Origin of the sequence: Streptomyces sp. NPDC058307 (assembly GCF_042880295.1) — a bacterium.
Taxonomy (GTDB): Bacteria; Actinomycetota; Actinomycetes; order Streptomycetales; family Streptomycetaceae; genus Streptomyces.
In genome coordinates, this window is sequence record NZ_JBHVYZ010000003.1 from 199765 (window position 1) to 224497 (window position 24733).

General features: G+C 72.0%; 18 protein-coding genes and 1 pseudogene. 7 read left to right on the forward strand and 12 right to left on the reverse strand.

What is annotated here, in order from left to right:
• Nucleotides 1-79 precede the first annotated feature (79 nt).
• Both ACFVYN_RS04010 and ACFVYN_RS04015 read left to right on the forward strand, forming a co-directional pair.
• Nucleotides 80-1063, forward strand: a complete 984-nt coding sequence (locus ACFVYN_RS04010; RefSeq protein ID WP_389992092.1) for an aldo/keto reductase — start codon at nt 80-82, stop codon at nt 1061-1063.
• Nucleotides 1064-1146: 83 nt separating this feature from the next.
• Nucleotides 1147-1632 carry a DUF6328 family protein gene (locus ACFVYN_RS04015; RefSeq protein WP_389992095.1) on the forward strand — a complete coding sequence of 162 codons (486 nt, stop codon included), beginning with the start codon at nt 1147-1149 and terminating at the stop codon, nt 1630-1632.
• Here ACFVYN_RS04015 and ACFVYN_RS04020 read toward each other — a convergent pair.
• The 4 genes from ACFVYN_RS04020 to ACFVYN_RS04035 all read right to left on the reverse strand — a co-directional run bounded on the left by ACFVYN_RS04020 (nt 1553) and on the right by ACFVYN_RS04035 (nt 4963).
• Nucleotides 1553-2245 (reverse strand): DUF2238 domain-containing protein, encoded by a 693-nt coding sequence (locus ACFVYN_RS04020; RefSeq protein WP_389992097.1) that lies wholly within the window; start codon nt 2243-2245, stop codon nt 1553-1555. The two genes, ACFVYN_RS04015 and ACFVYN_RS04020, sit on opposite strands and share 80 nt — an antisense overlap.
• Before the next feature lie 97 nt (nt 2246-2342).
• Nucleotides 2343-2780 carry an SsgA family sporulation/cell division regulator gene (locus ACFVYN_RS04025; RefSeq protein ID WP_389992100.1) on the reverse strand — a complete coding sequence of 146 codons (438 nt, stop codon included), beginning with the start codon at nt 2778-2780 and terminating at the stop codon, nt 2343-2345.
• A 61-nt stretch (nt 2781-2841) separates the two neighbouring features.
• On the reverse strand, nt 2842-3897 hold the full coding sequence (locus tag ACFVYN_RS04030; RefSeq protein WP_389992102.1) for a hypothetical protein: 1056 nt from the start codon (nt 3895-3897) through the stop codon (nt 2842-2844).
• A 94-nt stretch (nt 3898-3991) separates the two neighbouring features.
• Nucleotides 3992-4963 (reverse strand): LLM class F420-dependent oxidoreductase, encoded by a 972-nt coding sequence (locus ACFVYN_RS04035; RefSeq protein WP_389992105.1) that lies wholly within the window; start codon nt 4961-4963, stop codon nt 3992-3994.
• Nucleotides 4964-5050: 87 nt separating this feature from the next.
• Here ACFVYN_RS04035 and ACFVYN_RS04040 point away from each other — a divergent pair, with 87 nt between their 5' ends.
• The gene (locus tag ACFVYN_RS04040) at nt 5051-6466 is read left to right on the forward strand and encodes a serine hydrolase domain-containing protein (protein WP_389992108.1); all 1416 of its coding nucleotides are present in this window, start codon (nt 5051-5053) and stop codon (nt 6464-6466) included.
• Here ACFVYN_RS04040 and ACFVYN_RS04045 read toward each other — a convergent pair.
• The 7 genes and pseudogenes from ACFVYN_RS04045 to ACFVYN_RS04075 all read right to left on the reverse strand — a co-directional run bounded on the left by ACFVYN_RS04045 (nt 6458) and on the right by ACFVYN_RS04075 (nt 14971).
• Nucleotides 6458-8101: a serine/threonine protein kinase gene (locus ACFVYN_RS04045; RefSeq protein ID WP_389992111.1), complete on the reverse strand. Its 1644-nt coding sequence runs from the start codon at nt 8099-8101 to the stop codon at nt 6458-6460. The two genes, ACFVYN_RS04040 and ACFVYN_RS04045, sit on opposite strands and share 9 nt — an antisense overlap.
• Nucleotides 8102-8258: 157 nt before the next feature.
• The gene (locus ACFVYN_RS04050; RefSeq protein WP_389992114.1) at nt 8259-9218 is read right to left on the reverse strand and encodes a threonine/serine dehydratase; all 960 of its coding nucleotides are present in this window, start codon (nt 9216-9218) and stop codon (nt 8259-8261) included.
• Between the two features lie 73 nt (nt 9219-9291).
• The gene (locus ACFVYN_RS04055) at nt 9292-10266 is read right to left on the reverse strand and encodes a polyprenyl synthetase family protein (protein ID WP_389992116.1); all 975 of its coding nucleotides are present in this window, start codon (nt 10264-10266) and stop codon (nt 9292-9294) included.
• Nucleotides 10263-11303: a tetratricopeptide repeat protein gene (locus ACFVYN_RS04060; protein WP_389992118.1), complete on the reverse strand. Its 1041-nt coding sequence runs from the start codon at nt 11301-11303 to the stop codon at nt 10263-10265. Before ACFVYN_RS04060 ends, ACFVYN_RS04055 begins: the two co-directional genes overlap by 4 nt.
• 171 nt (nt 11304-11474) lie before the next feature.
• Nucleotides 11475-12151, reverse strand: a pseudogene (locus ACFVYN_RS04065) (AIM24 family protein).
• A 55-nt stretch (nt 12152-12206) separates the two neighbouring features.
• The gene (locus ACFVYN_RS04070; protein WP_389992121.1) at nt 12207-13676 is read right to left on the reverse strand and encodes a CAP domain-containing protein; all 1470 of its coding nucleotides are present in this window, start codon (nt 13674-13676) and stop codon (nt 12207-12209) included.
• 68 nt (nt 13677-13744) lie between these two features.
• Nucleotides 13745-14971, reverse strand: coding sequence for a serine hydrolase domain-containing protein (locus ACFVYN_RS04075; RefSeq protein ID WP_389992123.1), 1227 nt, complete (start codon nt 14969-14971; stop codon nt 13745-13747).
• 92 nt (nt 14972-15063) lie between these two features.
• Between ACFVYN_RS04075 and ACFVYN_RS04080 the strand changes: the two genes are divergently transcribed.
• From ACFVYN_RS04080 to ACFVYN_RS04095, 4 genes are all read left to right on the forward strand, one after another.
• Nucleotides 15064-16242, forward strand: a complete 1179-nt coding sequence (locus ACFVYN_RS04080) for an ROK family protein (RefSeq protein WP_389992125.1) — start codon at nt 15064-15066, stop codon at nt 16240-16242.
• 51 nt (nt 16243-16293) lie between these two features.
• Nucleotides 16294-18072 (forward strand): alpha-galactosidase D, encoded by a 1779-nt coding sequence (locus ACFVYN_RS04085; protein WP_389992127.1) that lies wholly within the window; start codon nt 16294-16296, stop codon nt 18070-18072.
• Nucleotides 18073-18179: 107 nt separating this feature from the next.
• On the forward strand, nt 18180-20522 hold the full coding sequence (locus tag ACFVYN_RS04090; protein ID WP_389992129.1) for a glycoside hydrolase N-terminal domain-containing protein: 2343 nt from the start codon (nt 18180-18182) through the stop codon (nt 20520-20522).
• Complete coding sequence (locus tag ACFVYN_RS04095; RefSeq protein ID WP_389992131.1) at nt 20519-21724, forward strand: SGNH/GDSL hydrolase family protein; 1206 nt, start codon at nt 20519-20521, stop codon at nt 21722-21724. Before ACFVYN_RS04090 ends, ACFVYN_RS04095 begins: the two co-directional genes overlap by 4 nt.
• A 7-nt stretch (nt 21725-21731) precedes the next feature.
• Here ACFVYN_RS04095 and ACFVYN_RS04100 read toward each other — a convergent pair whose 3' ends face one another.
• On the reverse strand, nt 21732-24677 hold the full coding sequence (locus ACFVYN_RS04100) for a helix-turn-helix transcriptional regulator (protein ID WP_389992134.1): 2946 nt from the start codon (nt 24675-24677) through the stop codon (nt 21732-21734).
• Between the last annotated feature and the right edge of the window lie 56 nt (nt 24678-24733).

Genomic DNA, 24733 nt, shown 5'->3' on the forward strand with positions numbered 1-24733 from the left:
ATGTGAGTGAACAATTCACAGGTCCCGACCCGGAGTGACTCGTTCCGCGCAGGTCGGCGGCGGATGACAGACTGACACCATGGACGAGCGCACATTCGGCAGGTCGCAGCAGCACGCATCCGTCGTCGGACTCGGCACCTGGCAGCTGGGGGCCGACTGGGGAGACGTCGACGACAAGGAAGCCCTCTCGGTGCTGGAGGCGGCGGCCGAGTCGGGGGTCACCTTCTTCGACACCGCGGACGTGTACGGCGACGGACGCAGCGAGCAGACCATCGCCGCGTTCCTCAGCGGCAGGCCCGACCTGCATGTGCTGGTGGCGACGAAGATGGGCCGCCGCGTCGACCAGATCCCCGAGAACTACGTCCTCGACAACTTCCGCGCCTGGAACGACCGTTCCCGCCGCAATCTCGGCGTCGACCGCATCGACCTGGTCCAGCTGCACTGCCCGCCGACACCCGTCTACTCCACGGACGAGGTGTTCGACGCCCTGGACACCCTGGTCGAGGAGGAGCGCATCGCCCACTACGGCGTCAGCGTGGAGACCTGCGCGGAGGCGCTGACCGCGATCGCCCGGCCCGGTGTGGCGAGCGTGCAGATCATCCTCAACGCCTTCCGCATGAAGCCGCTGCGCGAGGTGCTGCCCGCCGCGCGGGAGGCGGGCGTCGGCATCATCGCCCGGGTCCCGCTGGCCTCGGGCCTGCTGTCCGGCAAGTACACCAAGGAGACGGTCTTCCCGGAGAACGACCACCGCGCCTACAACCGGCACGGCGAGGCCTTCGACGTCGGCGAGACCTTCTCCGGCGTCGACTACACGACCGGTGTCGAGGCCGCCGCCGAGTTCTCCGCACTGGCACCCGAGGGCTACACCCCGGCCCAGCTCGCCCTGCGCTGGATCATCGAGCAGCCCGGCGTCACCACCGTCATCCCCGGCGCCCGCAACCCCGAGCAGGCCCGCGCCAACGCGGCCGCCGCCAAGCTGCCGCCGCTGTCCGAGGACACCCTCGCGGCCGTCCGCGACCTCTACGACCGCCGCATCAAGGACCATGTCGAGCACCGCTGGTGACCCTGCCCGGCTCCGGGACCCGGCGGCCCGCCGCTCCCGGCGCCGCGCTGTTTGAAAGATCAGCCACCGGATACCCGTTCCGCATGGTGGAGACGGTGAGACGGACGGGCCGCGACGAGACCGAGGAAGAGCGCGCGGACCGCATGTGGGTCGAACTCATCCAGGAGATCCGCGTAGCGCAGACAGGCGTGCAGATCCTGTTCGGCTTTCTGCTCACCGTGGTGTTCACCCCCCGCTACGACGATCTTGCCCACACCGACCAGGTCATCTACATCGTGACCGTCGTCCTCGGCTCGTGCGCCACCGGAGCCCTCATAGGGCCGGTCTCCCTGCACCGCCTCGTCTCGGGGCGGCGCATCAAGCCCCAGGCCGTGCGGATCGCCTCCCGGCTGACCTTCGTGGGTCTGGTCCTGCTGCTGGTGACGATGACGTCCGCGCTGCTGCTGATCCTGCGCGTCGCGACCCACGACACCTGGGTGCCCTGGCTCGTCACCGCAGTCGTGGCCTGGTATCTGGTGTGCTGGTTCGGAGTGCCCCTGTGGACCCGGCGCCGCTATACGACGAAGTGACGCGCGGCCCGGCCAGCTGCCGGTCGTGCAGGCGGCTCAGCGCCAGCACGGACACCGTGGCGCCGATCAGCGCGCAGAACATGTCCCACTGGGTGTCCCAGACGTCTCCCTGCGTGGCCAGGAAGGCGTCCGCCGAGTGACCCCCGATCACCGCGGCCGCCCACTCCAGCATCTCGAAGACGGCACTGAAGGCCAGACACGCGCACACCGTCAGCGGCGCCAGCCAGCGGCTGCCCCGCAGCGGTGACGTACGGCTGAGCAGCTCCCGTACGAGGACCGCCGGCACGAAGCCCTGCATGAGGTGGCCGAGACGGTCGTACGGATTGCGGTCGAGCCCGAAGGTGTCCCGCACCCAGTCGCCGAGCGGCACCTGCGCGTAGGTGTAGTGGCCGCCCACCATCAGCACGAGCGCGTGCACCGCCAGCAGACAGCACAGCAGTTCGGTCATGGGAAAGCGGCGCCACGTGAGCACGATAAGCGGCAGCCCCACCAGGACCCACACGGTCTCCAGGATCCAGGTGGTGCGGTCGCGCGGGTCCCAGCCCGAAAGGACCAGAGCGGCGACCACGGCACAGGCGAGCAGGACGGGCAGGCGCCGTCGCACAGCGGTCATGAGGTGCTCCTTGTCGTAGGAGCTCTCATCGTGGGGGCAGGGGGAGGACGGCGGCATGAGTACGGCTACTCAAGCCGGGTGCGCACCGTCCCCTGTCTCAGCCGCCCGCGATGACCGAGGCCAGGAAGTCGTCCACTCTGACCTCCTCCTGGCCCGGCGGCACGATCTCGCGGGTCTCGCGCAGGAAGGACGCCAGGGCCGGGGCCCACGCGAAGACCACGGCGTGCTGGCGGCCCCCGTCGGGGCGGGCGTCGCCGAAGAACTCCATGCGCAGTTCCTCCCAGACACCGCTCGAGACGGGGCTGAGTCGCACGTCCCCGACGCCGACCGGACCACACAGGCCCTCGGCGAGCATCTCCCGGTCCAGCCGCCACCGCGCCAGCACCCGGCCGTCATGGCTGAACACCGCGGTGACGGCGAACGGGTCCGCCGTGTCGTAGCCCAGGTGGGCGAGCACGGGGCACCGGCCCGTGCCGCCCGCCTGCAGTTGCACGACCAGAGTCTTGTGCGCGGTCCTGTGGACGAAGGAGTTCACCTGGAGGCCTCCGGGAAAAACGACGTAGAGCCCTCTAGTACCCCTGATTCGGCCAAGATGCTCAGCCGTCCGAGTGATTTGCCTTCGCACCGCGCAGGGCTGTAATACACGAGGCGATGGCCTGCTGGAGTTCCTCCAGCTGCTGGACCATGTCGTCCTCGTAGAAGTCCTGGGCGTCGTCGAAGGTCAGCTCCTCGAACACCTTGGTCGCCTTCTGGAGGCTGTTGTAGAACTTCGTCCGCCGCTCCTGGACCCGCAGTTCCGGATCGGCCTCCACGGCCTCGGCGACAAGGGACTTCATGGTGTCGAACGCCTCGGCCGCCCACTCGCCGGTGTCCTCGTCCTCCTCCAGTTCCTCCAGGAGCGACAGGTGCCGCTCGGCCTCCTGGCGCAGGTCCACGGGCGCGTCGATGGTCTGCCCGGCCGGTGTTTTGACCTGCCCGGACTCGGCGATCTGGCGGACGTATCCGATCCGGTCGGCCGCCCTGCTCTCGGTGGCCACGGCCTTCTTGAGGTCGTCCGTGCGCACCACGTCCCGGGCCAGCGAGGCCTGCAGCTCCGGGTCCTCCTTGATCCGGTCGAGCAGCGCGCTGCGCGCGGCCCGGGCGGTGGAGGGGTCGGCGAGGATCGCCGCACGCAGCGCGGTCGGGTTCTCGGCGACCTCCAGGGCCTTCGTCGGCCGGATGCCCTCGGCCTGAGCGGCCTCGGCGATGGCGGTGCCGCGCTCGGAGGTCGCGCTGTTGCGGGAGACGTAGTAGTCGAGCCACACGTCCGCGTCCGGCAGCTCCACGTCCTGGCCCGGCGCCAGCGCCTCGAAGTGCGGGACCATGCCGTCGTCGGCGGCCCGGTCCCAGGCCTTGTAGTAGCGCATGACGCGCTCGGGCGAGCAGCCGGCGAGCCCGGCGAACTCCTTCGCGGACACCTTCGGAGTCTCGTCCGCGCTCTGGCCGCCGGGCCGCACGCTGCGCGCCACCATCAGGGCGAAGGCCCATCCGCCGGTCCGCGCGTACACCCCGAACTCGCGGGCGTCGCGCGCGACGAGGTCGGACAGGGGCGCGCCGGACGTCTCGGCCGGGGCCTCGGAGGACGTCTCGGACGGGTCGATCGCTAGGGTCACGGGTGTTTCTCCTGGGCAGGCTCGTTCGGACCGCACGATGTGCGGGTCGGAAGCCTATTGCACTCCCCAGGTACCACCCCGGCGGCCGGCCCGCTCAGGCGAACGCGTCGCGCAGCGCGGGCAGCAGCGTCTTCTCCGACCAGTCGAGGAACTCCGGCTGCGAGTCGCCGCCGATCTGCACCAGCGCGACCTCGGTGAAACCAGCCTCCGCGTAAGGCCGTACGGCCTCGACGAAGGCGTCGGGGTCGTCACCGCACGGGATCGACGCCGCCACGTCGTCGGGGGTGACGAACTGGGTGGCCGACTCGAAGGCGTCCGGGTGCGGGAGTTCGGAGTTGACCTTCCAGCCGTTGCCGAACCAGCGGAACTGGGAGTGCGCCCGCTTGATCGCCGTGTCCCGGTCGGCGTCGTAGCAGACGGGCAGCTGCCCCACCCTCGGCTTGCCCTCGCCGCCGTTGCGGTCGAACGCTTCGAGCAGGCCCGCCTTGGGCTCCGTGGCGATGACGAGGTCGGCGAGGCGGCCGGCCAACTTGCACGACTGCTCACCGGAGACGGCCAGACCGATCTGCGGCGGCTCGTCGGGCAGGTCCCACAGCCGGGCCGACTCCACGTCGAAGTGGTTCCCGCGGTGGTTGACATGACCGCCCTCGAACAGCGCGCGGATGATCTCCACCGCCTCTTCCAGCATCTCCTGCCGCACGTCGGCCGACGGCCAGCCGCCGCCCACCACGTGCTCGTTGAGGTTCTCGCCCGAACCCAGGCCCAGCCGGAACCGGCCCTCCGAGAGCAACTGCATGGTCGCCGCCTTCTGCGCCACCACTGCCGGGTGGTAGCGGAAGGAGGGACAGGTCACGTACGTCATCAGCGGAATGCGCGAGGTCGCCTGGGCGGCCGCCCCGAGCACGCTCCACGCGTACGGCGAGTGTCCCTGCGACCGCAGCCACGGGAAGTAGTGGTCCGAGGTCACCGAGAAGTCGTAACCCACCTCCTCGGCCCGCACCACATGGCCCACCAGCTCACGGGGGCCGGCCTGCTCGGTCATCATCGTGTATCCGATTTGCACCATGGGTTCCGGGTCCCCGGTGACCGGACGGGAAAACAGGGCTTCCGAGGCACTCTCGATCAAGGCCGGTGAACGAGGGAGGATGCCCGTATGAGTTCCCTGCCCACGAGCACCCCTGCCGCCCAGGGCGTCGACGCGGCCGGCATACAGGCCTTCCTCGACGCCTTCGAAGCCGAACCGCACCTCGATCCGCACAGTTTCATGCTGCTGCGCCACGGCCAGGTCGTCGCCTCCGGCTGGTGGGCGCCGTACGCCCCGGACCGGCCCCAGCTCCTCTACTCGCTCAGCAAGAGCTTCACGGCCACGGCCGCCGGGTTCGCCGTCGCCGAGGGGCTGATCCGGCTGGACGACCCGGTGATCTCGTACTTCCCCGAGTTCGAGGCCGACGTCACCGACCCGCGCAGCCGCGCGATGCTCGTACGGCACGTGGCGTCGATGGCCAGCGGTCATGTGGAGGAGACGCTGGACCGGGCGCGCGCACAGGACCGCGAAGAGCTCGTCCGGGGGTTCCTGCTGGTCCCGCCGGACAAGGACCCGGGCACCGTCTTCGCCTACAACCAGCCCGCCACCTACACCCTCGCCGCGATCGTCCAGCGGGTCACGGGACAGAAGCTCACCGAGTACCTGCGGCCCCGGCTGTTCGAGCCGCTCGGCATCGGCGAGGTGGCCTGGATCGCCGACCGCAGGGGCCGCGAGCTCGGCTTCAGCGGCCTGCACGCCACGACCGACGCGATCGCCCGGCTCGGCCTGCTGTATCTGCGGGGCGGGGTGTGGGAGGGCGAGCGGCTGCTGCCCGAGTCGTGGGTGGCCGAGGCGACCCGGGTCCAGATCGCACACGAGGCACCGCCGGTGGGCGGCTGGGCGGACTGGCAGCAGGGTTACGGCTTCCAGTTCTGGATGGCCAGGCACGGTTACCGCGGGGACGGGGCATACGGGCAGTTCTGTGTGGTGCTGCCCGAGCAGGACGCGGTGCTCGCGATCACCTCGGAGACCGAGGACATGCAGAAGGTCCTGGACCTGGTCTGGGAGCATCTGCTCCCCGCCTTCGGCGCCGGCCCGCTGCCCGGCGGTGGGGCGGCGGACGCGGCCCTGGCCGACCGGCTGGCCCGACTCGCCCTGCCGCCCGCCGAGGGCAAGCCCGCCCCCAAGGGGAGCACCGGCGTCTTCACGCCCGCCGGCGGTACCTGCGCCGGTCAGCCGACTCTGACCGCGATCGAGGTGGACCCGGGCGGCCGGGTGACCCTCGTCGACGACGGCGACCGGCTGGACCTGGCGCTCGGAGCCGGGCAGGGCGGCTGGACGGTCGTCGACGAGCCCGTGCCCGTCGCGGTGAGCGGCGGCTGGAGCGACGCGGAGAACCTGGCTTTCGACCTGGCGTTCCTTGAGACCCCGCACCACCTGCTCGTGACGTGCTCGCTGGAGGACCGGACGTTCACCGCACGCTGGCGCACGCAGCCCCTGCACGCCGGTCCGCTGCGGCGGATGCGGGCACCGCGCTCAGCCTGAGGGCACGTGGAGGGTGCTCAGGAAGGTGTCCAGCGCCTCCTGGTTCGCGTCGTCGTTCCAGTCGGCCGCCGGGGTCGTCCAGCGCAGTGAGTAGCCGCGGCCCCCGCCGATGAGGAAACCGCGGCCGAAGGTGCGCACCCGGGTGCCGTCGACGTCCTCCACCCACTGCATGTCCGCGGCCTTGTGGTCCTGGTAGGTCGTCGCGCGGATGTCACCGAGGCGCTCGTAGCCGGGGTGGTCCTTCAGCCCCGGCTCCACGTCGTCGCGCCACACCGCCACGGCGTCCGTGCCGACGGCCTTGCTGTAGGTGATGGCGAGCGTGCGCGGGTCACCGGAGGCGCCGAAGGTGACGCGGTACGCCAGGTCCTCCTGGCGCGAGGTCCCCAGCGGCTTCCAGCCCTTGGGCAGGGCGAGGGAGAAGCCTTCGGGGGAGCGGTACTCGCTGTACCCGGGCGGCAGCCCCGTGCCCGCGGTGGCGGTGGCCGTGGCCGTCCTGCTCGGGCTCCGGGTGGGCGTCGGCGACGCGGGCGGGCCGGAGTTCTCGTCGGTGCGGTTTCCGGGGGCGCTGAACGACGGGGAGGGGACCTCGGGCGCCGGGGCGGGCAGGGAGGCGGAGGCGGAGGCCGACGCGGACGGGGCGGGCGCCTCGCCGGTCGTCCCGCTGTCGCCGCCGGGCAGCGCGTTGGTGACCGTGAGGACGACGGCGGCCACCGCGACGACGGCCAGGGCGGTCCCGGCGATGAGGAGCCGGCTGCCGCGGCCCGGCGCCATGCCGGGCAGGAGCAGCCGGGACCTGGGCTCCTCCAAAGGGGCCGAGTCGGGGTCCTCGTCGAGGACCCTCAGGAGTGCGCCCCGCACGGCCGTGCGGCTCAGCCGTTCCCGGGAGCTCTTGCGCAGCAGTCCCTGCACGGTCGGGGTGAGCGGCCCGGCCCGCACCGGCGCCCTGAGCGGCAGTCGGTCGACCCCCTTCAGGGTGGCCGCTGGACGGTCGCGGTCACGGAACGGCGGTCGTCCCTCGACCAGCGTGTACAGGATCGCGCCGAGCGCCCACAGGTCGGCGGCCGGCCCGATGCGCTCGTCACGGGCCTGTTCCGGGGAGGCGTACGACGGTGCCGAGAGCCTCGGGGCGAGGGTCGCGCCGGCCAGGCCGAAGCCGGTGACGACGACGGAACCCTGGTGGTGCACGAACACCTGGCCCGGGCTGAGCTCACCGTGGGTGATGCCCTCGCTGTGCGCCGCCTCCAGCACCTCCAGCAGCTCCAGGCCGATGCGGGCCGCCCGCACATGGTCGAACGTGCCCTGCCGACCGAGGAGTTCGCCCAGCGGGATGCCGTCGACCGGCTCGGTGACGGTCCACAGGCTGTCCTCCTGCGTGAAGGCGTCCACGACCGCGGCGATCCGGCCGGGGGCGAGGATCCGCATGGTCTTGGACATCCGGACGACTCCCGCGGCGGTGCGCAGCGCGGTCTCCTCGTCCGTGCCGGCGGGCAGCCCGATCTCGGTGAGCAGGCAGGGGCGTTCGGTCGCGACGTCCTCGCCGTACCAGCAGGTCCGGTTGGTCTCGCGGTGCAGGACGTCCAGGGGCCGGTACCGTCCTGCGACCAACTCGTGTGTGGAGACGTGCGCCTTGACCATGTCATCCCTCGCTGAACCCCTGGCTCTCACCTTTCCCAGAGGTACGGCGGGTACGACGGGGTGTGTTCAATCAAATCGGCAACCGATGGAATCCGCTTTCCGTATGCTCGGTTTCTGACTCACAAGTCAGTAGAACGAACGCGGTCGAGCACCTTCCTCACCGCAGCCCGAACCGCCCGGCCCAGTCCATGACGTCGGCGGTGGTGGCGTTGCCGCCGCACACGACCAGGCCCAGCCGGCAGTCGTCCCCGACCCGCTCCAGCACCATGCGGGCGGCGGGCAGGAGACAGCCCGCCGCGGGTTCGCCCCACACCTTGGCGTGGTCGGCGAGGTCGAGGCAGCCCTGCACGGCCTCCCGGTCCGGGACCACGAGCACCTCGGTGACCAGAGCCGCCACATGGTCGTACGTCAGCTGCGCGACGGACGGGGCGCTCAGCGTGGACACGACGGAGGACAGCGCGACCGGCACGGGCCCGCCCGCGGCGAGCGCCCGGGACATCGCCTCGGCGCCCTCGGTCTCCACACCCCAGACCCTGACACCCGGACGACGCGCCCGCAGCGCCGCCGCGACCCCGGCGATCAGCCCACCGCCCCCGACGCTGACGAGGACGTCGGTGAGGTCGCCCGCGTCCTCGGCGAACTCCACCCCGACCGTCCCCTGCCCCGCGATCACCAGCGGGTCGTCGAAGGGGTGGACCAGCGTCAGCCCCTCGTCCCGCAGCCGGTTCACGAGCGAGAAGGCGCTGTCCATGTCCTCGGTCAGCCGCAGCGACGCCCCGGCCGCCGCCACGATCTCCACGGACCGGGCGGGCGCGGAACGCGGCATGACCACCGTCGCCTTCACGTCCAGGGCGGCCGCCATGTGGGCCAGGGCGATCCCGTGGTTGCCGCCGCTGACGGCCACGACCCCGGCCGCCCGCTCGGCCTCGCTCAGCGAGAGCAGCTTGGCCGTCGCCCCGCGCGCCTTGAACGAGCCGGTGCGCTGGAGCAGTTCGAGCTTGACGGTGACCGGAGCGCCGAGCAGCGCGGACAGACCGGGGCTGGGCAGGGTCGGTGTGCGTACGACGTGTCCGGCGATCAGCCCGGCCTGCCGCTCGATGTCCGCGATCCCGATCAAGACGGTTCCTTCCGGCGGGGAGTGCTCCTCCCGAACCACCCTGTCCCCACGGACGGCGCAGGTCAACCGGCCCTCAGAGATCGCGCCGCAGCAGGTAGTCCAGCAAGGGACGCAGCTGGTACGCCGTCTCAGCGGCAGCCAGGTGACGGCGTGACTCGGAGAGAGCGGCCGATCTGCCGCCGCACTGCTCGATCAGGGCCGCGATCTCGGGCAGGGGTCCGTCCGACTCCAGGAGCCGCGCCAGGCGCGCCGCCGCGGGAGTCGGCGAGTCGAGCGCGGCCAGCACCGGGAACGTCTTCTTCCGTTCCCGCAGATCGCCGTGCACGGGCTTGCCGGTGACCAGGGGATCGCCCCAGATGCCCAGCATGTCGTCGACGATCTGGAAGGCGACCCCCAGATGCCGTCCCGCCCGGTCCAGCGCGGCCACCTCGGCCGGGGACGCCCCGCCGAGCAGGGCGCCCAGCGCCGCCGCGCAGCCCAGCAGCGCGCCGGTCTTGTGCTCGGCCATGGCCCGGTACTCCGCCGGCCGCACCCGCTCCGGTCCCGTCCAGGGGCGCGTGGCGAACAGGAGGTCGTCCGCCTGCCCCCGCACGAGGTCGGACAGGGCCCCGGACAGCAGGCGTACGGCGTCGGAGCCGGCGTCGGCGAGGGTCTCGACGGCGAGCGCGAACAGGGCGTCTCCCGCGAGGACGGCGGGTCCGGTGCCGTAGGCCTTCCACACCGTGGGGCGGCCGCGCCGGGCCGGGTCGCCGTCCATGATGTCGTCGTGGAGCAGTGAGAAGACGTGCACCAGTTCCACCGCGACCGCGGCGGGCACCCCGGCCCGCCCGGGCGCTCCGGCCGCCTCGGCACCCAGCACGGCGAGCGCCTGCCGTATCCCCTTGCCGCCCGAGGCCACGGCCGGGGCGCCGCCGACCTCGCACCAGCCGAAGGAGTAGGCGGCCATCTCGCTCACCCAGGGGTGCAGTCGGCCGACGGCCTCCTGGAGCGCCGGCTGCACCAATGCGCGGCAGCGGGTGAGGAGTTCGGGAACGGCGACGGTCGTCACAGAGTCGCCTCCGCCCGCACGCCGAACTCCTCCTGGGCCCGCTTCACCATCTCCCGCGCGTGCCGCAGCCCGGTGCGCTCCAACACGCGGGCCAGGTCGTCCAGTTCGGCCGCGGTCTCGGCCCGGTCGCGGCCCAGGCGAGCCAGTGCCTTGGCGAGCCCCAGCCGGGCCAGGGCCTCCCCGCGCGGTTCGCTCATGGCCCGGAACTCGGCGAGCGCCTGCTCGTACAGGTCGCGGGCCTCGGCGTAACGTCCGGCCCGGTAGAGGACGTTGCCGCGCATCTTGTGGTTGTAGGCCAGCGCGCTGGACAGGTTCATCTCCCGGCATGTGGCCTCCGCCTCGGACAGCAGGGCGAGGGCCCGTTCGGTGTCCCCGTCGCGCACGGAGACGAGGTCGGCGAGCCCGCGCAGCGCCCAGGCGTGACCGCGCCGGTCGTCGGCGCCCGCTGCGATCTGCGCCGCCTCCTCGAACATGGCGAACGCGGTGTCGTAGGAGCCGGTGTTGCGGTGCATCTGCGCGATGCCGGACAGCGCCCACACCGTGTGCCGTGCCTCGCCGCGCCGCCTGGCCTCGGCCAGCAACTGCTCGTGCAGCCGGCCGACGGCCTCGTAGTCGCCCTGGATACGGCCGGTCTCGGCCAGCCCCGCCAGCGAGTAGCCGCGCACCACGACGTCCCCGCCCCGCTCGCCGAGCTCGGCCGCGAGCCCCAACAGCCGCCGGGCCAGGGCGAATCCGCCCCGCTGGCGGGCCAGCGTGCCGCCGCTCCACAGCGCCCAGGCCATGCCCGCGGTGTCCCCGGCACGGCGGGCGGCCCGGTAACTCGCCTTCCAGGCCCGGTCGGCGTCGGCGACCCGGCCGAGCCTGCGCTGCGCCTCGGCGACCGCCAGTCCGGAGCGGGCCGCCTCTCCGTGCCGTCCGGCGCGCTCGGCCGCTCTCAACTGCTCGGTGCCGGCGGCCAGGACGTCGTCCAGCGAGGAGTTCACGGAGAGAGCGGTGAGGGCGCCCTGGTACTCCGGGGCGAATGCCTTGCCGTACATGTATGCCTTTCCGTCCGTATACACCTCATCTATACGTGCTGTGTATACATGGTGTGCATAGTGTCTTGAAAATGAGCCCCGTCCCGGAGGTCGGGGCGTCATCCGCTGCCGGTCAAGACGGGGACGGAGCCGGACGGGTTGCCTGTGAGGCGTAGATGACTGCCTGGGGCCTCAGTGCTGCTGCGCCTTCTGCGGGGTCACCTCGCTCGGCCGCACGACGACGTAGCCCGAGCCCTGCAGCATCAGTTGCACCGCCTCACCGGAACCGCCGCGCAGCATCGAGCCGTGGACTGCGAGCGGTGCAGCGAGGTGTTGAGGCCCGCCGTCCAGCCGACGACCGCGTCCGTGTCGACGTACACGGGGAAATCCGGCGAGACCGGGATCACCAGCGGGTTGCCCTCACAGACGAGGCCGAGTCTGCCGTGGCCCGTGAAGACGCTGTTGAACAGACCGCCGCCGGCGATGCCGGCGCCCTTGACGGTCGAGATCCGGTAGGCCAGCGAGGCGTCGAAACACAGGACGTTGCGGCCGTTGACCGTGAACTCGTCGCCCGGTTCCACGTCCACGATGAAACAGTTCTGTGCCTCGTGCGCGAACCAGGCCTCGCCCTGTCCGCGCACCGCCATCAGCGGCAGTCCCTCGCCGGTCATGGCCCGCTTGAGCATGCCGCCCACGCCCTGGCCCTTGCGCTCGAACTGGAGATTGCCGCGGTAGGCGACCATCGCCCCCTGACGGGCGAGCATCTCGCCGTGCACCGCGTACCTGATGCACTTGGCGTTCTCGACCGTCATGCCCGGCGCGGTGGCCGGCTGCACCATGTGCTCACTGGAAAAGAGGTCACCCTTCATGGGGGCATCCTGGCCCGGAGGGATCCCCTCCGCCAAGATCCCCGCCCGTGCGGGATCAGGCACCGAAGAGCTGGGTCCAGTACGTGCCTGCCGGGCCGCCGCCCGCGAACCCGATCCCGATGTGGGTGAAGTCGGGCTTGAGGACGTTGGCGCGGTGACCGGGGCTGTTCATCCAGCCCTCGACGACCTCGGCGGCGGAGCGCTGGCCGCACGCGATGTTCTCCCCGATCGAGCGGCGGGTGGAACCCGCGGCGGCGGCCCGGTCCCAGGGCTGGGTGCCCTCCGGCGAGGTGTGGGAGTAGAAGGCGCGGACCGCCATGTCGGTGCTGTACGCCTGTGCGGCTCGGGCCAGCAGGGGATCGACGGCGAGCGGTGGCAGACCGGCGCGGGCCCGCTCGCGGTTGGTGAGGCCGACGACCTCGTCGGCGGTCCGCCTCAGGTCGGCGGGCGTGAGCGGCCTGGCCCACAGGGCTGTCCAGTACGTGTCGCCGGAGCGCCCTTGGGTGGCGTGCGCCAGCCCGACGTGGCTGAAGGCCGGGTCGTGCAGGGTCCGCCGGGGCTGCTCGGTGCGCAGACAGTACTCGACGAGCTCGGACGGGTTGCGGGGCCCGGAGACGAGGTGTTCGCCGACGGTGACGTACGCGAATCCGGTGGCGGTGAGCCGCTGGAAGACGGAGACCCCGTCGGGGCCCTCGACACCGAGCCGGCCCGCGGAGGCCATGGCCGAGGCGTGGCGGCGGGCGGCTTCGGTGAGCCGGGGGTCGAGCGTGACCGGGGGCGAACTTGCGGTGGAGCGGGCGGAGTTGACGAGTGAGAGGAAGGTGGCCAGATCGGGGGAAGGAGCCGGGGCGGGCGGCGTGTGGCTCGGGGGTGGTGGACAGGTCGCGGACGCTCCCGAGGGTGTCCGGAAAGCGGGTGCGGTGGCAGGCCGTGCTACCGGTGCCGTGGGCGTCGCCCGCGCTGGGGGTGCAGCGGCCGAGGGTGCGGTGGCCCGCCCCGTACCCGGGGCCGTCAGCGACGCGGAAGGTGTCGCGGGCGTCGGTGTGTCGTCCATGACGTCCACCCCGAAGTCCCGCGCCAGCCCCGCGAGCCCGTCCGCGTACCCCTGTCCGAGTGCCCGCAGCTTCCAGCCGTCGCCCCGCCGGTAGATCTCCGCGAGCAGCAGCACGGTCTCCTGCCGGGGCCGCGGTGGCGCGAACCGGGCCAGCGGGCGACCGCCGGCGCCCGTGATCTGGAGGACCGGCGCGGGCAGCCGGCCCAGGGGAGTGCCGGGGTCGGCCGGGCTGACGACCACTGTGACCCGGGCGGCGCCCGCGCGCAGTCGCCGGGGATCGACCGTCAGCGCGTCCCCTGAGAGCCGGGCGCCGGGCGCGGCCGGCTGGTTGTAGAACACGAAATCCGCGTCGCCCCGGACCTTGCCGCCCTCGTCAGTGACGAGGGCGGACACGTCGAAGGGGCCGGACACCCGCACGGTGACGGCCCCTTCGGGGAGAGGCAGATTGCCCCCTGGGACCAACTCGCTCATCGTGCCGCCCTGGTGTCGTCGCTCGCCGGTAGAACGCACACCAGGGCGCAGGGGTTCCCGGAGTGCGCTCAGTCCAGCGGGAGCGCGGGCGCCTTGTCCTCGTGCCGCTCCACCGGAGCCCCGCCGCGCGGTGCCTTGCCGCGTAGAGCGTTGCCGCGCAGAGCCTTGACCGCTTTGCCGCAGAACGCGGAGTCCAGGGTGCGCAGCATCGTGTTGAGGACCATGCCGTTGTTGGACGTGTTGGCGACCGCTGCGAGCGTGCGCTTGCCGTCCTTCGAGGCGAACGCGTATGTGTAGAAGCCCTGCACGGCACCGGTGTGCCCGTACACCGAGACACCGCACGACAGATCGCGACGGCGCAGCCCGAGACCGTACGCCTGGCTGGTCCCCGACGGCATCCATCGTTCCATCTGGGCCAGTTGCGCGGCCGAGGTGAGCCGGCCGCCGAGCAGGGCGGACAGGAAGGTGTTCAGGTCCCGGGTGCTGGAGATGAGCGCGCCCGCGCTCTGCGCCCACGACACGGTCTGCTCGGTCGCGTCGACGAGCGGGGCGCCCGCCTGGTCCGGGGTGAGATAGCCGCGGGCGTGCGGGCCGGGGATCTCCATGCCGGGGTGCGCATAGAACGTGTCGCGCAGCTGCAGCGGCTCGATGATCCGGTGCTCGTACTCGGTCCGCACCGGGTTCCCGGTCAGCTTCTCGATGAGCATCCCGGCGACGACGAAGTTGGTGTTCGAGTACGCGTACACCGCGCCCGGCGCGTTGGTGCGCGGGTGCTGCAGTGAGAGCTTCACCAGTTCCGCGGGGGTGAACACCCTCTTGCGGACCGCCTCGAAGCCCGGGACCGTCTTGGCGAACATGTCGTTCGTGTAGTCGTACAGGCCGCTGCGGTGGCCCAGGACGTGCCGCACCGTGATCCGGTCGTCCGGCAGCAGCCCGGGCAGGTACCGGTTGACCGGCGCGTCGAGCTTCAGCTTGCCCTCGTCGACCAGTTGGAGCAGGACGACGGCGGTGAAGGTCTTGGTGACGCTGCCGATGCGGAACCGGTCGGTGTCGGTCATCGCCCGCGCGCTCGTGCGGTCCGCGACGCCGACCGCGGCCCGGAACACCGTGCCCCCGTCGTCGATCCGGGCCATGGACCCCGGCGCGCCCTGCGCCTGCGCGGAACGCAACACGGTGCGCAGCCCCGCGAGGTCCACCGCGGGTGCGGCGGGTGAGTCGGCGTGGGCGGGGACCGCGAGAAGGGGCAGCAGGACCGCTCCGGCCACCGTCCCGACCACCACGCGTGCTGATGTCATACGGCTCGTCTCCTTGACTGGTCACAGCAACGGCACAGCCAATCCTGCTTCTTTTATTGACGGCGGAAAAGAATCCCCCTAGGTTCCCGGTCATGCGCCCCACCACCCGCGCCGAGACGTTCCCCGCCAACACCCCCGCCGCCTCACAGGTGTTCACCTCTGTCCTGTCCCACGGGCCCCTCACCCGTCTGGAGGTGGCCCGGCGTGTCGGACTGTCACCGGCCGCCGTCACCAAGGCGGTCCGCCCCCTCATAGAGGCCGGGTACCTGGTGGAGGGCGCGGACGAGGAGGCCCGGCCCGCTCTCGGCCGGCCCGCGAACCTCGTCCGGGTGGACGGCGGACGGGCTCTGTTCATAGGCGTCAAGGTCACCGGTGGCGAGGTCATCGGTGTTCTCACCGACCTGTGCTGCCGTATCCGGGTCGCCCGGCATCTGCCCCTGCCCGACCGCGACCCGAGGACGGTGCTCGCGAGCATCGCCGAGCTCACCCAGAAGCTCCTGGCCGAGACGGACGGCCCCACGGCCCCCGTCCTGGGGCTCGGCATCGCGGTCTCCGGTGACGTCGACCGGGCCGAGGGCACCGTCCGCTACTCGCCGTTCCTGGAGTGGCGCGAGGTCCCGCTCGCCGAACTCGCCGCCATGACCACCGGGTTGCCGGTCACCGTCGACAACGACGTACGCGCCCTGACGGTCGGCGAGCAGTGGTTCGGCGCAGGGGCGGGCCTGTCCGACTTCGCCGTGGTCACCGTGGGCGCCGGCATCGGCTGCGGCCTGGTGGTGCACGGCCGGGTGGTCGCCGGGGCGCACGGAGTGGCCGGGGAGATCGGCCATGTGACCGTCGATCCGTCCGGTCCGCTCTGCCACTGCGGCAACCGCGGCTGCGTCGAGGCGATCGCCGGGGAGGCCGCGATCGTCCGGCAGGTCCGCGAGGCCACCGGCGCCGAACTCCCCGACGCCCGAGCGGCCCTGGCCCTGGCCCGTGAAGGGGTCGCCGGGGCCCGGGACGTGTACGCGCGCGCGGGCGAGGCGATCGGCCGGGGCATCGCCACCGTCGCCAACCTCCTCGGCCCCGAACGCGTGATCATCTCCGGCGAGGGACTCGCCGCCTACGACCTGTTCGCCGAGCAGATCCGCGAGGCCTTCGTCGCGGCCGCCTTCGGCTCCGCCGCCCGGTGCGACGTCCGCACCCACCCGCTGCCCTTCGACGAGTGGGCGCGCGGAGCCGCCGCCACCGCCATCCAGTCCTTCATCAGCCCGGACCCGAGCCGCTAAGACCCCGCGCCCGACCCGCACTCCACCCGCACCCCATTGGAGGTACGACCCATGCGGTCATCCTCGTACTTCGCCATGCCCGCAAGCGCCCTGCTGGTGCTCGCGCTCACTGCGGTCGCCGCCCCCACCGCGCACGCCGCCGACTCCCCGGTGCCCGCCCCCGCCACCAAGCCCTACATGGGCTGGTCCAGTTGGAGCATGCAGTCCTCCAAGTACCCCGGCCTCAACCCGGACGGCGACTACAGCTACCTCACCGAGGCCAACGTCCTGAAGCAGACCGACGCCCTCGCCGCCAAGCTGAAGAAGTACGGCTACGAGTACGTCAACATCGACGCCGGCTGGTGGATGGACAAGACCTGGAAGTCCGGGTTCGACCGGTACGGCCGCCAGAAGCCCGACCCGGTCCGCTTCCCCAGCGGTATGAAGGCCGTCGCCGACCGCATCCACGCCAACGGCCTCAAGGCCGGCATCTATCTCCCGGCCGGCCTGGAGAAGGGGGCCTACGGCGACGGGAAGACCCCGATCTGGAACGCCGAGGGCTGCACCACGGCCGACATCGTGTACGGCGACCTGCGCACCACCAACGGCTGGGACAGCGCCTACAAACTCGACTTCTCCAAGCCCTGCACGAGCAAGTACATCGACTCCCAGGCCCAGTTGATCGCCGACTGGGGCTACGACTTCCTCAAGCTCGACGGCGTCGGGCCCGGCTCCGGGAAGAGCGGTGACCAGTACGACAACGTTGCCGACGTGGCCGCCTGGCACCGGGCGATAGCCGCCACCGGCCGTCCGATCCACTTCGAACTCTCCTGGTCCCTCGACATCGGACACGCCGCCGACTGGAAGAAGTACTCGCAGGGCTGGCGCATCGACACCGACGTCGAGTGCTACTGCAACACGCTGGTCAGCTGGGAGAACTCGGTCGACGACCGCTGGGACGACACCCCCGCCTGGACCCGGCACGCCGGACCCGGCGGCTGGAACGACCTCGACTCCCTCGACGTCGGCAACGGGCAGATGGACGGCCTCACCAAGGCCGAACGGCAGAGCTACGCCACCCTGTGGGCCATCGCCAAGTCCCCCCTCTACACCGGCGACGACCTCACCCGCCTCGACTCCTACGGCCTGTCCCTGCTGACCAACCGCGAGGTCATCGCGATCGACCAGGGCCCCAACCCGCCCGCGCAGCCGGTCACCCCGTCCGACCCGCAGCAGGTGTGGGCCGCGAAGACCACCGACGGCACCTACACCGTCGCCCTGTTCAACCTCGCCGACGCCCCCGCCGCCGTCAGCGCCGACTGGACCACCCTCGGCTTCACCGGCAAGGCGTCCGTCCGCGACCTGTGGAACCACGAGAACCTCGGCACCTACACGAACAAGGTCACCCAGGCCCTGCCCGCCCACGGCTCGCGCCTGTTCACGGTCACCCCGCACGGCACCGCGGTCGCCCTCACGGGACACGAGGCCGAGTCCGCCGCGAACACCCTCAAGGGCAACGCCTCCGTGGCCGACTGCTCCGCCTGCTCGAACGGGAAGAAGGTCGGCAACTTGTACCTCGGTGGCACCCTGACCTTCAACGACGTCGTCGTCGCCAAGGCCGGCACCTACCAGATCAAGGTCTCCTACATCAGCGGTGACGCCCGCTCGGTGGACGTCTCGGCGAACGGCGGCGGCGCCACCCGCCACAAGCTCCCCGCCACCGGCGACTGGGGGACCGTGTCGAGCGTGTACGTGCCCGTGACGCTCAAAGCCGGCGCCAACACGATCACCTTCGACAGCGGCACCGGCTACGCGCCGGACATCGACCGGATCGACGTACCGAAGTCCTGATCAAGCGGATCGACGTGCCGAAGTCCTGATCAAGCGGATCGACGTGCCGAAGCCCTGATCCGGTGGATCGACGTGCCGAAGTCCTCTCCGAGCATCCAGGAGCCGCCATGCCCCCCGCCCCCTCCCGACGCGGTGTCCTCGCGCTGACCGCCGCGCTCGCCACCCTGCCCACGTTCACGGCGACCGCGGCGCCGCAGCGACCCACCGATTCACCGGCCCTCGACACCGACGCGCGCCACCGGCTCTGGTGGCAGGCCCCCGCCGACGAGCATTCGATGATCGAACAGGGCCTGCCCGTCGGCAACGGCCGCCTCGGCGCCCTCGCGAGCAACGACCCCGGCCGAGAACTCCTGCTCGTCACCGACGCCACGATGTGGACCGGCGGCTTGAACGACACCCTCGACGCCGACGGCCAGTTCCCCTACGGCCGCCAGGACTTCGGCTCCTTCACCCTGCTGGCCCGGCTCACCGTGGACATCCCCGACCACGACCTCTCCGCCGTCTCCGGCTACCGCCGCACCCTCGACCTCGCCCAGGGCGTGAACGAGACCTCGTACGTCCGCTCCGGCGTCACCTACCGACGTCAGATCTTCGCCAGCCACCCCGACGACGTCATCGTCCTGCACTTCACCCAGAGCGGAGGAGGCCGCTACACCGGCACGATCACACTGGAGGGAACCCATGGCGAGGAGCCCGCGGTCTCCTTCGGTGCCACTCTCCCGAACGGCCTGAGACACGGGGCCGCGATCGCGGCGTACGGCTCCGGTGGCCGCGTCACCGTCGAGGGCCCGCACATCGGCTTCACCGGGTGCAGGGAGCTCACCGTCGTCCTGAGCGGGGGCACCAACTACACGCCCGACGCCGCCGCCCACTACCGCGACCCCTCCCTCGACCCGCACGAGCTCGCGCGCACCAAGGTCCGCGCGGCCGCCCGCCACTCGGCGGACACCCTGCTCCGCACCCACACCGCCGACCACCACGCCCTGTTCGGGCAGTTGGACGTCTCGCTCGGCACCTCCTCCGCCGAGCAGCGCTCCCTCGACACCTGGGAGCGCCTGCGAGCCCGCGCCAGGGACGGAGCACCCGACCCCGAACTGGAGGCCCAGTACCTGCAGTTCGGCCGCTACCTGATGATCGCGGCCTCACGCGGCAGCCTGCCGCTGGGCCTGCAGGGGCTGTGGCTCGACGGCAACGACCCCGACTGGATGGGCGACTACCACACCGACATCAACATCCAGATGAACTACTGGGCGGCCGACCGGGCCGGTCTGCCCCAGTGCTTCGACGCGTTCACGGACTACTGCGTCGCCCAGCTGCCGTCCTGGACCGACCTCACCCGCAGACTCTTCAACGACCCCCGCAACCGCTACCGCAACTCCACGGGAAAGAACGCCGGCTGGACGGTCGCCATCTCCACCAACCCCTTCGGCGGGGGCGGCTGGTGGTGGCATCCGGCGGGCAACGCCTGGCTGTGCAACTCCCTCTGGGAGCACTACGAGTTCACCGCTTCGCGGGCCCATCTGGAGAAGATCTACCCCCTTCTCAAGGGCGCCTGCGAGTTCTGGGAGGCACGGCTGCTGACCATGACCCTCCCGGGCACCTCACGGGAGGTCCTGGTCGCCGACAGCGACTGGTCGCCCGAGCACGGCCCCCTCGACGCCAAGGGCATCACCTACGCCCAGGAACTCGTGTGGGCCCTGTTCGGCAACTACTGCACGGCAGCCGCCCAGTTGAAGACGGACACGGAGTTCGCCGCCACGATCGCCGGCCTCCGTAAACGCCTGTACCTCCCGCAGGTCAGCCCCACCACCGGCTGGCTGGAGGAGTGGATGTCCCCCGACAACCTCGGCGAGACCACCCACCGCCACCTGTCCCCGCTCGTCGGGCTCTTCCCCGGCGACCGCATCCGCCCCGACGGCTCCACCCCGGCCGAGGTCGTCGAGGGCGCCACCGCCCTGCTCACCGCACGCGGCATGGAGAGCTTCGGCTGGGCCAACGCCTGGCGCGCCCTGTGCTGGGCCCGCCTGAAGAACGCCGACCACGCCTACCAGCTCGTCGTCAACAACCTCCGCCCCTCCGACGGAGGCAGCAACGGCACCGCCTTCAACCTCTTCGACATCTACCAGGTGGAAAAGGCCCGCGGCATCTTTCAGATCGACGCGAATCTGGGTACCCCTGCGGCAATGATCGAGATGCTGCTCTACTCCCGCCCCGGCCACCTGGAACTCCTGCCCGCCCTGCCCGACGCCTGGGCCGCCTCCGGCTCCCTCAGGGGAGTGAACGTCCGCGGCGGCTTCGTCGTCGACCTGCGCTGGCGGGACGGGAAACCGACCGAAGCACGGATCCGCAGCGTCGGCGGGCGCACCACGACGGTCGCCCACGCGGGAAGCGTCCGCACGGTGACACTGAAGCCGGGAGCCTCGGTCACCCTGAAGGGCTTCGGCCGATGAGGCGCCGGACGGTCCGTCGGGCCCGCTTCGTCGCGGTCACGGTCGCGGCCGCGGCTCTCCAGGCCACGCCCGCACCGGCCGCCGTCGGCCCGCCCGACGGGGTGATCACCTGGGGTGCGAGCGCGTACGCCATCGGCGACTCGGCCGCCGACCGCGGCTACCGCATGGTCGTCCACACCAGCGTCGGCGGCCGTGACCCCCGTATCCGGCTCTCCAACGCCTTCGGCCACCAGCCGGTCACCTTCGACAGCGCCTACGCCGGCCTCCAACTGAAGGACGCCGCGCTGGTGCGCGGCACCAACCGGCGGCTCACCTTCGAGGGTTCGTCCTCCGTCACCGTGGAGCCCGGTGCCACGGTGTACAGCGACCCGCTGCCCGGCGCACTGGCCGCCGGATCGAACCTGGTCGTCAGCGTCCACACCCCGGACGCGGCGGGCCCGGTCACCGGCCACTCGATGGCCCTGCAGACGTCGTACGCCACCCAGGGCGACCACACCGCCGAGGAGAGCGGGGTCCACTGGACCGAGCACATCGGGTCGTGGTTCTACCTCGACGCGGTCTCCGTGCGGACGCCCGCGGCCACCGGGGCCGTCGTCGCGCTCGGCGACTCCATCACCGACGGCTGGCAGTCCACGTCCGACCTGAACCGCCGCTGGCCCGACTACCTCGCCCGTCGGCTCCAGAAGGCGCACACCACGGTCAAGGGCGTGGCCGACGAGGGGATCTCCGGCAACAGGGTGCTGGCCGACGGGGCCGGGCCGAGCGCCCTGAACCGGCTGGACCGGGACGTGCTCTCCCAGCCGGGCGTGCGGACCGTGTTCCTCTTCGAAGGCGTCAACGACCTCAAGGCCCACAGCGGCGTCACCGCGCCGGGTCTGATCGCCGGGTACCGCGAGATCGTCGACCGGGCCCACGACGCCGGCACGTGCGTGGTCGTCTCCACCATCGCCCCCTTCAAGGGCTGGCCCGAGTGGGACGCGGCCGCCGAGGCCGTACGACAGGACGTCAACGACTTCATCAGGAGCCACGGCGACGAGTTCGACGCGGTCACCGACTTCGACCGCGTCCTGCGCAGCCCCTATGACCACGAACGGATGCTCCCCGTCTTCGACGGCGGGGACCACATCCACCCCAACGACAAGGGGATGCAGGCCATGGCGGACTCCGTCGACCTGAACAGCCTGGACTGCGCCCGCCACTGAGAGGCCGTCAGTCGTGGACCGTCGTCTCCGGGACGATCAGCCCCTCGCGGTAGGCGACGGCCACGGCCTCGGTGCGGCTCGCCGCACCCAGCTTGGCGAGGATGTTGGACACGTGCACACTGGCCGTCTTGCCGGTGATGAACAGCTCCTCGCCGATCTGGCGGTTGCTGCGTCCGCGCGCGAGCAGCCGCAGCACGTCCTGCTCGCGGGCCGTGAGCACCGACGCAGTGGGCGGGGCCTCGGCCGGCCTGCCGCGCCGGATCAGCTCGTCCACCCGCTCAAGAAGCACCGTGGCACCGAGCCGGGCGAACACCTCACGCGCCGCACGGGCCTCGGCGACGGCCTCCTCGCGCCGGTCGGCGGCCAGCAGCGCCTCGGCGTACCGCAGACGGCAGCGCGCCAGTTCGTACACGTCACCGAAGTCGAACGCGGCGACGGCCTTCGCCCACGCCTCGGCATCCGGCCCCGACGCGGCCCGCGTCCACTCCGCCTCGGCGCGGGCCAGCCACGCCTGTCCCTCCGGACCCTGCGGTCTCCCGTCCTGGCCGTGCACGGTGGCCGTCCTGGCATGCCCCACCAGCTCGGTCGCGGTCTCCGCCCAGCGACGCGTCCCCTCCAAGTCCCCTGTACGGCGCAGATCGTCGGCCCGGTCGGCGACCGCGGACAGGGCGAGGGCGGCCAGCCGGACGGTGACGTGAGGGAGCGCGCCCGTGTCGTCGGTCAGCGCCGCGACGGTGGACCGCATCCGCTCCACGGCGTCCTCCGCATCGCCCCGCAGCGCCGCCGCGTCGGTCAGCGCGACGCCCGCGACGAGCGTGGCCATCCAGTCGAACGGCCCCTCCAGCAGCGTCCGGGCCCGGTCGACGGCCCCGAGGTCGCCGCGCGCGAGCCCGACGTACAGCGCGGGCGCCATCGTGTACCCACCGGCCGCGGGCAGCACCCCGGCATCGGCGTGCGCCGCGCGGACGCAGTCGTCCCAGCGCCCCAGCGTGTACAGCACCAGCAGGTGCAGATAGCGCATCTCCATCGGATACGGCGACGACAGCAGCCCGGCGCGACGGGCCCGGTCCAGGCCCTCGGTGAGCCAGGGCAGGCACTCGTCGAGGTGACCGGACTCGAAGCAGCCGACGGCGAGATTGAACAGCGCACGCATCTCCACGGGCGTGTTGCCCGCCCCCCGGGCCAGCTCCCTGGCCTGCCGCAACCGCTCCCGCCCCGCCTCCGTGCGGCGGCTGCCGCCTTCCAGGACGGCCAGGGAGATCAGCAGATCCGCCTGGGCGTCCGGCACGCCCAACTGCTCCGCGGTGCCGAGGGCCTGTCGGGCGACCCGCAGCGCGACCTCGTTCTCCCCGACGTGCCGGGCTGCCATCGCATGGGTGGCCGCGGCCCACACCCAGGTACGGGACGGGGGTTCGGCGGGGATCATTGCGAGCGCCTCGCTGCTGTAGGCGAAGGCCGCGGTGAGGTTGTCGACGCTCATCAGGTTCCCGGCGAGGGTGTAGCGCACCCGGGCGGCGAGTTCGGAGTCCGCCTCCTGGCCGACACCGGCGAGCGCGGCACGCGTGAGGGAGACGGCCCGGTGCAGTTCGCCGGCGTGCGCGGCCGCCGCCGAGGCCCGCAGCATCAGCCGTACCCGGTCGACCCCCTCGGCAGCGGGCCGCGCGGACGGCTCAACCGCCGACCACAGGTCGAGGGCCGCTTCCAGATGCCGTAGCTCCTCGGCGGGCGCCCCCACCCGCTCGGCGTGGTCCGCGGCCTCCAGGGAGGCGGCGAGCGCGGGAGCGAGGTCATGGCTCTCGCGGTAGTGATGGGCCCGCTCCGCCGCGCTCTCGGCCCGGCTCCCGCGCCCGTCGAGCAGCCGGGCGAACGCCCCGTGCAGCCGCGCCCGCTCACCCGGCAGCAGATCGCCGTACACGGCCTCACGGGCGAGGGCGTGCCGGAACGCGTACGTGTCCTGCTCGCCGGGCACCAGCAGCTGCCGCCCGATGGCCTCGCGCAGGGCCGCTTCCAGCTCCTCCTCGGGCAGCCGTACGGCATCCCGCAGCAGGTCGTGCTCGACGCGCCGCCCGGCCACGGCGGCGGTGCGCAGCACCTGCTGAGCGGTGTCGGACAGCTGCTCGAACCGGATCAGCAGCACATCGGCGAGCCCGCTGGGCACCCCGCCCTCGCCGCTCCCCGTGGCGGCGAGCAGCTCCTCGGCGTAGAAGGCGTTGCCCTCGGCCCGCTCGACGATCCGCCGCACGGTGGTGTCCGGCAGCGGCCCCTCGCGCAGGGCCCGCACCAGCCGGGCCACCTCCCCGTCGGCCATCGGCCGCAACTCCAGCCGCTCGACGCCGGGCAGCCGCACCAGCTCGGCGAGCAGCGGCCGCAGCGGATGACGCCGGTGCAGATCGTCCGCACGGTACGAAGCGAGAACGGCCAGCCGGTGCGTGGGCGCCCCACCTGCCGACCTCTGGAGGATGCCCCGGCTGAGCAGGAACCGGAGCAGATCCCGGGACGACTGATCGGCCCAGTGCAGATCCTCCAGCACCAGCAGCAGGGGAGCGATGTCCGAGAGATCGGCGAGCAGCCCGGCGATCCCTTCGAACAACCGCAGCCGCCCACCGGAGTCCCCGGCGGAGCCGCCGCCCAACAGCCGCTCCACCACCGGGTACGCGGCGAGAGCACCGGCGAACCGCTCGTCCTGAGCGAGCACCCCGAGCACCTCGGTGAAGGGGAGATACGGCAATCCGACATCACCGAGATCGACACAGTGCCCGGTGAGCACGGTCATCCCGGCCGCCGCGGCCCGCCCCGTGACCTCGTCCAACAGTCGTGTCTTGCCGACCCCGGCATCCCCGGCGACGAGAACGGCTCGCGCCTCCCCACTGCGGGCACGCTCCAGCACACCGAACAGACGGGCGAGCTCGTCCTCCCGCCCGATGAGTGGGGTACTGACAAAGATCTGGGACACGGTGACATCCTGGCACTTGGCACTGACAGCGGATCGACCCACCCAGGGGCGCGGGG